Below are 13729 nucleotides of genomic sequence, written 5' to 3' on the forward strand. Positions count from 1 at the left end.
AATTTAGGCAATAAAAAACCCCAATGTAAAACATTGGGGTTTTTGAATATGGCGGAAGCGGTGAGATTCGAACTCACGGAGGACTCGCGCCCTCGTCGGTTTTCAAGACCGGTGCATTAAACCGCTCTGCCACGCTTCCATGGCCGCTATCATATAAATAAAAATTCAGATTGGCAAATTATTTTGCCTTATTTTGAACACTTGGCGAATCGTTCATACAAAATTTAGGCGATTGTAAAATTTTGGCTTCGAGCTGAAAAATAGAAGCTCAATCAAAATTTATTGAATTGAGGTCAAGGCTAATTGCATTACCTCAATTTACGCACATAAAAAAACCCTGATGCTAAAAACATCAGGGTTTTTGAATTTGGCGGAAGCGGTGAGATTCGAACTCACGGAGGACTCGCGCCCTCGTCGGTTTTCAAGACCGGTGCATTAAACCGCTCTGCCACGCTTCCATGGCCGCCATCATATAAATAAAATTCAGCAATGGCAAATTATTTTGTAAAAAACACGTCCAATTGAACAAAATAAAAGCAGTTTATTGTTTTTCAGTGCTTTCGCCCATTTCATAACGAATTGAATTGATATACCAACATTTTTTCCCTAGCGGGGTTAGAACTTCGACTTCATCATCCACTTGCTTGGATAAGAGTGCTCGAGCCATAGGTGAATCAATTGAGATATGTTGCGGATGATGATCATAAATTTCATCTACCCCCACGATTCTTAGCGTTTTGTGTTCGCCGTCTTCATTTTCAATATCAACCCATGCCCCAAAATAGACTTTCCCTTTTTGTTCGGGTGAGTAATCGATAATACGAAGCTCTTCCAAACGTTTTCCCAAGTAGCGTACACGTCGGTCAATTTTGCGTAACAATTGCTTATTATATTGATAATCCGCGTTTTCCGAACGATCTCCAAGACTAGCCGCCCAGTTCACTTTTTTGGTAATTTCAGGTCGCTCTTCATGCCATAAATGTTGAAGTTCAGCGACCAATAAATCGTGTCCACCACGGGTAATTAAGTTAGATTTCATGATGATTTTTAGGCCTTGAGCAAGTGCTGATTTTTACAAAACATGCCTATTTTATCCTCCATTTCTACACAGGCAAAGTATATAAAATTTATTCCCAAACAAAATCAATTGTTTATGTTACATATTTTAATATTTTTTCGTACAAAATTTGACAAGTATTTTTTTGCTCATTATTATGCGCACATCTTTTAGGCTTGTTTAATTTTTATCCAGTGTAGATTTTCTACATATTTCCCGAAACCCCCTAGTCATTTTTGAATGACGTCATGACTGCCCAACCCTTATTGAATTTATCAAACTTGAAAAAGTCTGAGGCCTGTTTGCCTTTGCTTTTTAGGGCATAAATTACTTGTAGCGGAGACAACATGCACAGTAGTTCAACTTCTGGGTCGAGGCTTTGCCTTAACTCTTTTAACTCTCTCCCATTTAAAGCGCTTGCACTTAGTACTGTCTTAATTCCTTTTCACAGTATTAATGCCAGCAAAACAGCACATCAATATGATGCTGTCGTCAACAGTAATAAACTCACTGTTGTTGCAGTTGCCAATCCTGCCATTGTTTTTCAGGATGGTAAACATCGACATGGTTTTGGTTACGACCTTGCACGTAACTATGCAGAAAGTTTAAATGTCCAATTAGATTTTAAAACAGTGAATGATAATGCCACTGCTTTAAAAATGGTTGCCAAAGGTCAAGCCAATTTTGCTATGACCACTGCCGAAATGAGTACCATTGAAGCCAAGCATTTGACGTCATTTTCAGCCAGTTGTGGTGATACCGTTTCTTTAAAAAAGAATGGTTTAAACAGCAACTTAAACTGGGTATTTAAAAATGCAGATGATCCACTAAGCCAAACCGCGAGTGGTTTTATTTGCCGTGCCAAACAAAATGGCGCAATTGGACAGTTGGCATCATTCTACAACCGTAATGTGGTCAAACAAGATTCTTGGAATGTGATTCAACGTGATTTAAGTAAACGTATGCCGATCTATAAGGCAAGTTTTAAAAACACGGCCAAGCAATACGATCTAGACTGGCATTTATTGGCAGCGATTGGTTATCAAGAGTCTTACCTCAAACCTGACTCGGTATCCCCAACGGGTGTTCGTGGCATTATGATGCTGACCAACAGTACAGCAAAAGCCATGGGTGTGAGCAACCGCACAGATGCGACTCAAAGCATTCAAGGTGGTGCAAAGTACTATGACCAAATGCTAAACCGTTATAGTAACATTCCATACCCAGATCGTAATTGGTATGCCTTAGTGGCTTATAACATGGGTCCTGGTGCTGTAAGTCAGATTCAAAAGCGCATCCAATCTCAAGGTAAAAACCCGAATAAGTGGGTGAATTTATATGCTTATCTAGACCGTAACAAGGCCAGCAATGGTCGTTATCGTCAAGCTGTGCAATATGTCACGCGTATTCGTGCTTATTTGGAACATATTAAAACCACACCTCAACTGGTGAATATCTAATATACATCCACCTAACATTTACATGTGAGCGCACAAAAAAAGCTTACCTTTAGGTAAGCTTTTTTCGTTTTAGACTTAAGCAGTTTGCTCAAGTACTTTTTTGAACAAATCTTTTTGCTCAGCACTTGGTTTTGCTGTTTGTAATGCCATCAATTGTGACATATCACCTTGTACTTTTATTTTGCCCGTCATAAACGCTTGCATCGCTGCAGCCATATCAAACTCAAGGAATACCTTACGTAAAGTTTCGGCATCCATGTTCAAAGTTGTTTTCGCATTTGAAGATAAACCTTTTTTAATTGCACCACCGTCTAATGACAATTCAGTATTGCCTGCAGCGTCAGCAACCACAAGGTTAATTGCAAGATTAGCCAATGCAGGTGGTAAGTTTAAATCACCAGCTTGAGCTGTCAGAGTTTCTACAGTTGAAAACCAATCATCAGTTAAAAAAGCAGGCATGATCTTTCCTCAATTTATTTTGTTCGTGTGTGTTGCCGTTCCGGACAACATCAGTGCAAGCATATTTTGCTTGAGGTTTGTTATAGCATGATCATTTGTGAAAAGGCTAAAGTTTTTTGTACGCGCCGTTCAATATTTAACTGTTTAACAACAAAATGTGAAAAATCATAAGCATAAAAAAGGCATTCTGTAGAATGCCTTTTGCATGATAAGGTTTTCGGGTTAATCTGCCATAAACCCTAAGTTCACCATATTAATGCGTTTGCTTTCTGACTCACCTTCTTCAGTTGAACAACTTTCGCTATTTTTAAAATCAAATTCGCGTTGTTCATCTAGGGCTTCAAAGTCGAATAACTCACGGTCAGCCAGTTGTGAGGGCGAAACATTTTGCAAAGCACCAAAAATACTGTGTAAACGTTTAGGAAATTCTTTATCCCAAGTACGCAGCATGTCATTTAGCATCGCACGTTGTAAGTTTTCTTGAGAACCACACAAATTACACGGGATAATTGGGAACTTACGCATTTCTGCATATTTGATAATGTCTTTTTCTTCCACATAAGCCAGTGGACGAATCAAAATGTTCTTTTTGTCAGAAGACAATAATTTCGGTGGCATGGCTTTTAAACTGCCGCCATGGAACAAGTTCAAAAAGAACGTCGCCAAAATATCATCACGGTGATGACCTAAAGCCACTTTCGTCGCCCCAATTTCTTGAGCAAAGCCGTATAACGAACCACGACGTAGACGTGAGCACACTGCGCAGTACGTTTTACCTTCTGGTGTTAAACGTTTGGTAATGCTGTAAGTATCTTTTTCTAAGATGTAATACGGAATTTTGTTTTCTTCTAAATAACGTGGCAATACGTCTTCAGGGAAACCCGGCTGTTTTTGGTCAAGGTTGACCGCAACCACATCAAAATTAATCGGCGCAATACGCTTAAACTGCAACAAAATGTCGAGCAAGGTATAACTGTCTTTACCGCCTGAAATACAGACCATCACTTTGTCACCCTCTTCGATCATTTTAAAATCACGAATGGCATGACCGACCTGACGGCGTAGCTTTTTCAATAGACGATAATACGCAGAGCTAGTTGGTAGTTCTGGTTTGAAATTAAATCCTTGTTCGGACTCAACTGGCGAGAACATAGACGAGTTAAACCTAAAAAAAAATACCGCGCAATTTTATCCGATTCGCAGACTTCTCGCATCAAAAGAATGTAATTTCCGAAAAAAGTAGAAATACTGTCATGATCACGTAATCTTCAGTGCAATATTCTATACGGTACAGTTCATTTTTTAGCCCAAATGCTTATCTTTTGGACTTTTCCACAGTTGTCCACAAAAGCTGTGGATAACTTTGTGGATTCTAAATGACTTGACAAGGTGAGCCGCCCTTATTTTAAGGCTTTTATTTAAATTGATCATTTTTTGATCAATTTAAATAAATTTAATTATCAATGACTTAAGTGTGTCAAGTTAAGATCAATAAAAAAAAATAAATATTTTTTTTGATTATTGAATCATCAAAATGACTTGATTTTTACAAAGTAAAGAAGAAATCAGTCTATGAAGCCTTTTCATCTAATTTTTTTTTGATAAACTCTCTTTAACTGTTTGGGGACAGAATTTTTCTTCACAATAAAATGAAAAACATTACTTGGACTTTGGGGCTGTTATTAGGTGGAAGTGTGGCTATCAGTTTAGCTGCACCAAACATTTTTGCCGGCCAAACGATTTATCAATTGCGTGAAAGTAATGGCACAACGTTACTGACCAATAAACAAGGCCGCTATAGCAATCTAAAAGTTGAAAAAAAAACCTACTATCCGGACAGTAATATCCATAGTTATAGTAACTGGGGCTCAAATGAAGCGTCTGTCTTACCTAGTTATAGTCGGAATAAAAATGCCTTTGACAATATTATTAAACAAGCAGCGGCCCAACATGGTGTTTCCGAAGGTCTAATCAAAGCGGTGATGCATACCGAATCAGGCTTTAACACTAATGCTCGTTCACCTGTTGGGGCTCAAGGTTTAATGCAGCTCATGCCTGCCACAGCACGTCGCTTCAATGTAACAAATGCTTATGATCCTCATCAGAACATTATGGCTGGTGCTCGATATTTATCTTGGCTACTGAAACGTTTTAATGGCAATACGTCTCTTGCTTTAGCAGGTTATAACGCAGGTGAAGGCAATGTCGCAAAATATGGTGGTATCCCACCTTTTCGCGAAACACAAGATTATGTCCGCCGTGTCACTAGCCGCTACAATAACCTATATGCTGGTAGTTTAAGTGTATCAGGTTCGAGTAATTCCAATATCGCTTCAAATAGTGGTCGGATTATTGCCAGTTCGGATAATTATCATGCTGCTGCCCCTACGGTTGCTAAATCATCAGCACGTCAAATTATTCAAACAGACAATGGTAGTTTTACCGACGCACCTTCAGGTTCATTTGCCACAGCAAATGCGTCTGCTTCAGCGCGTATTTATTTCAATGAATAAATTCACTGATTTTGTAAAATTGCATCTGTTTTACTAATTTTTCCTTGAAATTTTAAGACTTTCACCTCATATTGAGTTTAATGATTTTTATTTGTAAATCAGATCATTTTTCTATAATAAGAGGATTTACCCAATGATGCGGATTGGTTTGTTCTTGCTGACCAACCTCGCGGTACTGGTTGTAGCTGGCATAATCTTGTCACTCTTCGGTGTCGGTAGTTACCACGGTGCAGGCGGCTTAAACTTAGGCAACTTGCTCGTAATCTGTTTTGTGTTCGGTATGGTGGGTTCAATGATCTCACTATTCATGTCAAAATGGATGGCGAAGAAAACCACGGGTACAGAGCTGATTGACCCTAATGCACCACGTAACCAAGCTGAAGCATGGTTACTTAACGAAGTTGCGCAACTAGCACAACGTTCTGGTATCAAAATGCCAGAAGTGGGTATTTTCCCATCGTACCAGTCAAATGCCTTTGCAACAGGCTGGAATAAAAATGATGCTTTAGTAGCAGTTTCTACCGGTCTACTTGAACGTATGAACAAAGATGAGCTCCGTGCCGTACTCGCTCACGAAATTGGTCACGTAGCCAATGGTGATATGGTAACCCTTGCGTTGGTGCAAGGTGTAGTCAACGCCTTTGTGATGTTCTTTGCGCGTGTAGCAGGTGACTTCATTGACCGTAATGTTTTTGGTCGTGAAGATGGTGAAGCACCGGGTATCGCATATTTTGTCATTACGATTGTATTAGATATTGTTTTTGGTATCGCAGCGTCTGCCATTGTGATGTGGTTCTCTCGCTACCGTGAATACCGTGCCGATGAAGCTGGTGCGCGTCTAGCAGGTAAACAAGCGATGATTTCTGCCCTGTTACGTTTACAAGCAGAATCTGAAATGCCAGATCAAATGCCAAAAGAAATGAAAGCCTTTGCTATTTCTGCGGGTCAAGAACAAGGTTTCAGCTTAGCTGCATTGTTCCAAACACACCCAACGATTGAACAACGTGTTGCGGCTTTACAACAATTAGATTGCCCATAATCGAGCATCTAATGTAAGTCGTAAAAAAGCCTCCCTATGGAGGCTTTTTTTGAGTCTAATTTTTTCTCAGAGCATTTACTGTTTTATCAATCACTTTTCAGTTGAACAGCCTTTCATTGCTAGCACTCAAGCCACAAATCTGTCCTATCTACAATACCCCATTGGCCTTTAACCATTGCCAAAGCAATGAACCGCCCATGTAAATTGCAAAGATAAACACCAATAAGAAAATCATCCCGAGTATATCTGGGATATGGATCCATAACCATGCAATCACAGGATTACGCCAAAAAGCCGATTGCTGTTGTTTCTCTTCTAATTTTTCATGTAAAAACGGATGTACCACATGTTGATCTGTACTGATTTGATATTCTTCACGTATATGCGTGTGTACGACATCTAAAGCTTTACGGCTCGGACGAATAAACACATCGAAGATCGTCCCCGCGACAGGAATAAACCCCACGACAGCATCCATAACCGCGAGTTTCATCACACCATTTAATTTGGCTTGTGGTACGCCAATCTGTTTGGCCTTATAGACGGCATAGCAGGTCAAGACGAATCCTGCAATATCACCAGCGACGGGAATGGTACTCAACGCTGCATCTGCACCTACCCCTTGTCGGGTAAATGGAATCCGAACCACAGAGTCCATCATATTGGCAAACTTGGCGAGATCGCGTTCAAGGCGAATGACTTCTTGCTTTGACATTTTTTGTTTTAATGGTTCAGTCATGTTTTATCCAATAAAAACCGTGTAAATCACTGAGATTAAAACATATTAGAAGTCTTCTATCTGTAGCAAAATGCTAATCTCTATAAATTGAGCAATTGTGAAGCAATCATCAAATACACCACCACGCCGGTCGCATCACAAATCGAAGTCACCAAAGGTGCAGAAGCACTTGCAGGATCGAGCTTTAACTTGTTGAGTACAAAGGGCAAACTCATGCCAATTAAACAACCGAGCAATACGATACCCATCATACTTAAAGCCAAGACCAAGGCGACGGTTGCATCACCACGATAGTAGCCTAGAATCGATACAGCAATGGCCATGGTTCCACCGAGGCAAAGCGCGACGAGCGTCTCCCGTCCCAACAAATAAAACCAATCTCGAATTTTTACATCCCCAGTGGCAAGCGCTCGCACCATTAAGGTCGCAGACTGAGAACCCGCATTGCCTCCACTTCCGACCAGTAAGGGTAAGAAAAAAACCAAGACGATATGTGCTGCAATGATGTCTTCATAATAGGAAATACCTAAACCGGACAATAAACTGCCAAAGACCAATATCACCAACCAGAACACCCGCTTTTGGTACAATTTTAAAATCGGTGCTTTCTTAATGCTCATACCAGGTTCAGTACTCACCGCACTGGCTTTTAAAAAGTCTTCAGTGGTTTCAGCCTGTACCACATCCATCGCATCATCATAGGTGACAATCCCCATTAAACGCTGAGCATGATCCACAATCGGCAAGGCCATAAAATCATATTCAGCCAATTTTCGAGCAATACTTTCTTGGTCTTCATCTATCCAGCCGGTCACCACATCTTTGGTCATCACCTGTTGAATTCGTGCATCACGGTCAGCCTGCAAAATTTGCCGCAGTGAAATCACCCCTTCTAATTGAGACTGCTCATTGGTGACATAAATTAAATATAGGGTTTCACGGTCATGCGGTTCATGGCGCAAGGCCTCTATGGCTTGTTGCATGGTAAAGTCAGCAGGCATACTGACATAGTCTGAGCTCATGATTGCGCCTGCAGACTCTTCTGCATATGCAGATAACGCCTTTAGATGCTCTTGGGTATCTTGATCAAGTTGTTGGTAAATTCGATCTTGTTCTGCATCAGTTAAACTTTTATATAAATCCGTTGCATCATCAGAATGCATATCATCAAATAATTCAATTTGTAGACGCAGTGGATAACGCGAGATTAACTGTCGCTGTGACTCAAACGGGAAAAACTCAAATACCAAGCCTTGATGCGCTAAACCTGAAAGTAACTCAATTTGATCTTCAATTGGAAATTGCTGAATTAAACGGGCCTGATCAGCGTAATTCAGAGGCTGTAAAGCGAAAACTGCTGCTGCATAATTTTGTTGTTGCAGCAAAGCGGAAATTTCACGCTGTCTTTGTATTAAATCCGCCATTCAACTCACTCTTATTTTAATCTTTCTATGTAGAGCACATATTGAAGGATAAAAGGAAGAGTTTCAAATCTCTTCGATATGTTCTCGGTGAACGTCATTTGCGAAAGTTCTCTGTGACTATTCCCTGCCGAAAGTTTGGCGACATAAAAAAGCCACCGCGATATACTCAAGCTTTAACGGTGGCGTTTAGTAGAGCTATATGCTGTGCGTGAATTATTTCTAAGTTTCAGACACCGGCTTGATTTTAAAAATAGAACGGACCATCACATACATAAACGGAATAAAGATCAGCACCAAGACCGTACCGAATATTACCCCACCGAGTACGCTCACCCCAATCTCTTGACGACTGGCTGCACCAGCACCAAAAGCAAGAACTAAAGGAACCACCCCTGCACCAAAAGCCAAAGAGGTCATCAAAATAGGACGCAAACGAAGTGCTGCGCCTTCCATTGCAGCTTCGATCACATGTTTGCCTTTTTCTTGTGCCATTGCTGCAAACTCTACAATCAAGATCGCATTTTTACAGGACAGACCAATGGTCGTCAGCAAAGCAATTTGGAAATAGATGTCATTTGGAAAACCGGTCATGTAGCTAAACAGGATATTACCGCCTATCCCGAGTGGAATCGCACTCATGACTGCGGTTGGAATGCTCCAACTTTCATATAGGGCGGCAAGACAGAGGAAAATAAATCCAATTGAGACCAAATATAGCCAAATCGCTTGATGACTTGATTTTTGCTCTTCAAAGGATAACCCACTCCATGCCACGTCTACACCCGGCACTTGGTCAACTAAAGCTTTAACATCTTGCATGGCTTGTCCACTTGAGACATTTTTGGCAGTATCCGCTTCCATTTGTAATGCAGTATAGCCCATAAAACGGTTAACAACTTCTGGACCACCACTCCAACCAATGGTTGAAAAATTACTAAATGGAATCATTTCATTTTGGTCATTACGTACATGCCAATAGGCTAAATCTTCTGGTTTAGAACGGAATTCGGCATCTGCCTGCATCATGACGCGTTTAATGCGCCCACGGTCGATAAAATCGTTGATATAGCTACCGCCCCATGCGCTACTCATGGTGCTATTAATCGCATTTTGAGTTAACCCCAAGGCCATTGCTTGTTTTTGATCAATATCCACTTTTAGTTCAGCTTTATCGGGGTTTGAGCGTTTGTCTAAATTTTCGAAACTGCTGAATTGTGAAGATTTTTCTTGTAAGCTTTTAAATTGCGCATCGAGATAAGCACGGCCTTCACCATTCATATCTCGCAGCCAAAATTCCAGACCATCGGTTTGCCCAAGGCCACTGACAGAGGAAGGCATGCTGACATTGATTTGTGCATTGTTAAATTTTTTAAAATGTTTCATAGCACGTTCACGAATCGCTTGCGCTGAATTGTGTTGTCCTGAACGTTCATCCCAATGCTTCAGTGCAATAAAGCCTTGCCCTAAGTTTTGACCCGTACCAGAAAAATTTCGTCCATAACGAATCATCACCAAATCAACATTTTGCTTTTCTTCAGTTAAAAAGTACTGCCGAATTTGTTCACCGACCTCACGACTTTTCGACATCGGTGCACCTTCTTGTAATTTAAGTTGCACACTCAAAATACCTTGGTCTTCACTAGGAATAAAACTGGTCGGTAAAGCACGATAAAACAAAGCAAATACCGTAATGAGCCCCGCAAACAACACCACCGTCCATAAGCGATAACGAACTGTGGCTTGTGCAAGTGCTAGATATTTGGTTTTTAAAATCTCTAATTTGGCGTTAAACCAAATCGCCCAGCGCTGTGGTTTCGGATTGGGTTTTAAAATTAAGGCACATAATGCAGGAGTTAAAATCAGCGCAACCATCAGTGACAAGCCCATGGCAGCCACAAGTGTGATGGAAAATTGTCTATAGATCACGCCCGTTGAGCCACCAAAGAACGCCATGGGAATAAATACAGCGGTTAATACCAAAGTAATCCCGATTAATGCCCCACTAATTTCATGCATCGACTCTATAGCCGCTTGTTTTGCTGTTAACTGTTGTTCATGCATTAAACGTTCGACATTTTCCACCACAACAATCGCATCATCGACCAACAGACCGATGGCCAATACCAATGCAAACAAGGTGAGCGTGTTAATGGTCATGCCCAAAGCATATAAAATCGCTAAAGTCCCTAGAATCACCACAGGCACGGTAATCGCAGGTATCAGCGTTGCTCGCCAATTTTGTAAGAAGATAAACATCACCAAAACCACTAATAAAACGGCTTCGAATAATGTTTTCACCACTTCTTTAATCGATTCTTGTACAAATGGCGTGTTATCCCGAGGATAAACAATTTTATAACCGGCAGGTAATTGCTTCGCTAATTGTTCAATTTCTTGCTTAATTAAGGCTGAGGTTTCAAGTGCATTCGCCCCAGATGCCAATGAGATCCCCATCCCTGAAGATGGATACCCATTAATGGTATTCACCCCTGAATAATTTTCCGCACCCAATTCAACACGTGCAACGTCTTTTAAATAGACAAAACTGCCGTCTCGTGCAGATTTGACAATTATATTTTCAAATTCTTCAACTGACTTTAAACGTGAACCTGACGTGACTTTTGCATTGAGATATTGATCCGATACACTCGGCAATTCACCTACGGCTCCGGCTGCAACCTGCGTATTTTGTGATTCAACAGCCGCACGGATATCACTGGGCATAAGGCTATATTGCTTTAACTTCAGTGGGTTGAGCCAAATGCGCATGGCAAATTGCGAACCAAAAACATCGACTTCACCGATACCCTCAATTCGAGCAATGTCCTGCTCTAGATGAGTCATCATATAGTCACCAAGTTCGATATTCGAACTCTTGCCAGTCTCATCATAGAGGCCGATAACCATATGGGTATCACCCAAAGATTTATAGACATTTACCCCTTGGCGCTGCACATCTTCAGGCAGCCGATTGATTACTCCATTTATGGCATTTTGTACTTGTACTTGAGCGGTATCTGGGTCAGTGCCATTTTCAAAACTGATGCTGATCCGGCTTCGACCTGAAGAGTCGCTGCTTGAACTAAAATATAAAAGATGATCAATTCCTTTAATTTGTTGCTCAAGAACTTGTGTGACACTTTCCTCGACTGTTTCTGCTGACGCACCGCTATAACTTGCACTGACCGTAATTCGTGGTGGTGCAATATCTGGATAGCGCTCTACCGGTAAATTGAGCACAGCAAATAGCCCGAGCGCCATGACGATGATCGCCAAGACACCTGCAAAAATCGGTCGATAAATAAAAAACTTAGACAGCATCAGTCCATGTCACTTTTCAATTAATGAAATAAAATATGTAGATTGAATTTTTTCAAAAAATCTTATTGATAATCAATCACAATGTGCTTGATTACAAGCCTAGACTACATAAAAACCTTGCTTGAAGCGAAATATGTAGAAAATATGGAGAGCCTCCATTTCAGCTATTTTAGTAAATTTATGTGACAAAACCGCCTCTGTCATGAAGTCTTAGCCACTGCCCTGCAATGTATGCCTGCAACATCATTCATTTATATAAAAAGATGCCGAGGCAGCCATGCAAAAACAATTAACAAAGCAGTTGAATATAGCGACAACAAGTAAAGTAAAATCCTCATGGGGCGTGTCTTCACTGCTCCTTTTTAGCGTTTTTGGTTTATCTGCATGTAATTCGGATGACGATAAAACCCATGCCACCAAGCCCCCTGTTTTGCCTGATACAGGTTTTGTCATTGTTGGGCATCGTGGTGCCAGTGCTTTGCGACCTGAGCATACCCTTGCCGCATATCAAAAAGCGATTGACGATGGTGCGGATTTTATCGAACCCGATTTAGTGCCAACCAAGGATGGCTATCTGGTTGCGCGCCATGAAAGTGAAATTTCAGGGACAACCAATATCAGTACGCTGCCACAATTTGCGGATCGAAAAACCACCAAAAAAATCGATGGTATCGACTATACAGGATGGTTTACGGAAGACTTTAATTTGAATGAACTGACTCAAAATGTAAAAGCACGTGAGCGTATTGCTCAATATCGTCCCAATAACACTCAATATAATGATCAATACAGCATCCCAACGCTCGAACAAATCATTGAACTTGCCGACGCCCATTATAAAAAAACTGGAAAAATTGTTGGTTTATATATTGAAACCAAGCATCCAACATTTTTCCAACAGCAAAATCTAGCCATGGAAGATCGCTTACTCACAACGCTTACGAAATACAGTTATACACGTGATATCGCGCCTGTATATTTACAGTCTTTTGAAACCACCAATCTTAAATACTTACGTGATCAACTTACGCAAAAGAAAACCCTCAAACATGGCAAAATTATTCAATTATTAGATAGCCCAACTGCCATACCGGGTGACTTACAGCAACAAAGCTCACCTCAAAATTATGCAAGTTTAGCCACTGCAGAAGGCCTAAAAGCTGTAGCAAAATATGCAGATGGTGTAGGTCCAAGTAAAACCTATATCTTTTCAAACTCTGAATTTAAACAAACCACTTTTGTCAAAAATGCCCATGCTGCTGGTTTGAAAGTCCATCCTTATACGCTCAGACCAGAAAATGGTTTTTTACCTGACTATTTAAAATGTAGCTCAGTAGCGACCGAACGTTGTGATACGGGGGCGGCCAAAGAATTTGAAAACTTCTATAAAGCTGGTGTAGATGGTGTATTTGCAGATGATCCGGGACTGGCGCGTAAAACCTTAACACAACTGCAAAAGCCCTAATTTTCCTAAAATGAAAAAAGACGCCAAGGCGTCTTTTTTATTGTTAAACGGAAATCTTAAAGTGGGTTTGCCAAATATTCTGCGGCTGACTGCGTTGCCACTGGCTGAGGTGCTGGAGCTGTCGGAGCTGTCGGAGCTGTCGGAGCTGTCGGAGCTGTCGGAGCTGTCGGAGCTGTCGGAGCTGTCGGAGCTGTCGGAGCTGTCGGAGCTGTCGGAGCTGTCGGAGCTGTCGGAGCTGTCGGAGCTGTCGGG

Annotated in this window: 11 protein-coding genes and 2 tRNA genes; 4 read left to right on the forward strand and 9 right to left on the reverse strand. The window is 41.0% G+C overall.

The window, feature by feature from the left end:
- Positions 1-49: 49 nt before the first annotated feature.
- From FTT99_RS02145 to greB, 3 genes are all read right to left on the reverse strand, one after another.
- Positions 50-139 (reverse strand) — tRNA-Ser (locus FTT99_RS02145).
- 229 nt (positions 140-368) lie between these two features.
- Positions 369-458, reverse strand: a tRNA-Ser gene (locus tag FTT99_RS02150).
- 83 nt (positions 459-541) lie between these two features.
- Positions 542-1039 (reverse strand): transcription elongation factor GreB, encoded by a 498-nt coding sequence (greB, locus tag FTT99_RS02155; protein ID WP_180076767.1) that lies wholly within the window; start codon positions 1037-1039, stop codon positions 542-544.
- A gap of 365 nt (positions 1040-1404) precedes the next feature.
- On the opposite strand from greB, the gene FTT99_RS02160 reads away from it, so the two are divergent.
- Positions 1405-2517 (forward strand): transglycosylase SLT domain-containing protein, encoded by a 1113-nt coding sequence (locus FTT99_RS02160; RefSeq protein WP_180107763.1) that lies wholly within the window; start codon positions 1405-1407, stop codon positions 2515-2517.
- A gap of 75 nt (positions 2518-2592) precedes the next feature.
- Here FTT99_RS02160 and FTT99_RS02165 read toward each other — a convergent pair whose 3' ends face one another.
- Both FTT99_RS02165 and ttcA read right to left on the reverse strand, forming a co-directional pair.
- The gene (locus tag FTT99_RS02165; protein WP_180008384.1) at positions 2593-2976 is read right to left on the reverse strand and encodes an SCP2 sterol-binding domain-containing protein; all 384 of its coding nucleotides are present in this window, start codon (positions 2974-2976) and stop codon (positions 2593-2595) included.
- A 222-nt stretch (positions 2977-3198) separates the two neighbouring features.
- Positions 3199-4128 carry a tRNA 2-thiocytidine(32) synthetase TtcA gene (ttcA, locus tag FTT99_RS02170; RefSeq protein ID WP_078192144.1) on the reverse strand — a complete coding sequence of 310 codons (930 nt, stop codon included), beginning with the start codon at positions 4126-4128 and terminating at the stop codon, positions 3199-3201.
- Between the two features lie 497 nt (positions 4129-4625).
- On the opposite strand from ttcA, the gene FTT99_RS02175 reads away from it, so the two are divergent.
- Positions 4626-5489, forward strand: a complete 864-nt coding sequence (locus FTT99_RS02175) for a lytic transglycosylase domain-containing protein (protein WP_180023271.1) — start codon at positions 4626-4628, stop codon at positions 5487-5489.
- A 133-nt stretch (positions 5490-5622) separates the two neighbouring features.
- Positions 5623-6528, forward strand: coding sequence for a protease HtpX (htpX, locus tag FTT99_RS02180; protein WP_078192146.1), 906 nt, complete (start codon positions 5623-5625; stop codon positions 6526-6528).
- 148 nt (positions 6529-6676) lie between these two features.
- Here htpX and FTT99_RS02185 read toward each other — a convergent pair whose 3' ends face one another.
- From FTT99_RS02185 to FTT99_RS02195, 3 genes are all read right to left on the reverse strand, one after another.
- Positions 6677-7267: a DUF4112 domain-containing protein gene (locus FTT99_RS02185; protein ID WP_180026673.1), complete on the reverse strand. Its 591-nt coding sequence runs from the start codon at positions 7265-7267 to the stop codon at positions 6677-6679.
- Positions 7268-7347: 80 nt separating this feature from the next.
- The gene (mgtE, locus tag FTT99_RS02190) at positions 7348-8691 is read right to left on the reverse strand and encodes a magnesium transporter (RefSeq protein WP_180129257.1); all 1344 of its coding nucleotides are present in this window, start codon (positions 8689-8691) and stop codon (positions 7348-7350) included.
- A 219-nt stretch (positions 8692-8910) separates the two neighbouring features.
- Complete coding sequence (locus FTT99_RS02195) at positions 8911-12012, reverse strand: multidrug efflux RND transporter permease subunit (protein ID WP_180129255.1); 3102 nt, start codon at positions 12010-12012, stop codon at positions 8911-8913.
- A 277-nt stretch (positions 12013-12289) separates the two neighbouring features.
- Here FTT99_RS02195 and FTT99_RS02200 point away from each other — a divergent pair, with 277 nt between their 5' ends.
- Positions 12290-13477: a glycerophosphodiester phosphodiesterase gene (locus FTT99_RS02200; protein ID WP_180129254.1), complete on the forward strand. Its 1188-nt coding sequence runs from the start codon at positions 12290-12292 to the stop codon at positions 13475-13477.
- Positions 13478-13533: 56 nt separating this feature from the next.
- On the opposite strand, the gene FTT99_RS16360 is transcribed toward FTT99_RS02200, so the two are convergent.
- The coding region (locus tag FTT99_RS16360) for a hypothetical protein (protein WP_218951547.1) at positions 13534-13729 on the reverse strand (196 nt) is incomplete at its 5' end.

Origin of the sequence: Acinetobacter sp. YH12040, from assembly GCF_013420005.1 — a bacterium.
In the GTDB taxonomy this organism is placed as follows: Bacteria; Pseudomonadota; Gammaproteobacteria; order Pseudomonadales; family Moraxellaceae; genus Acinetobacter; species Acinetobacter amyesii.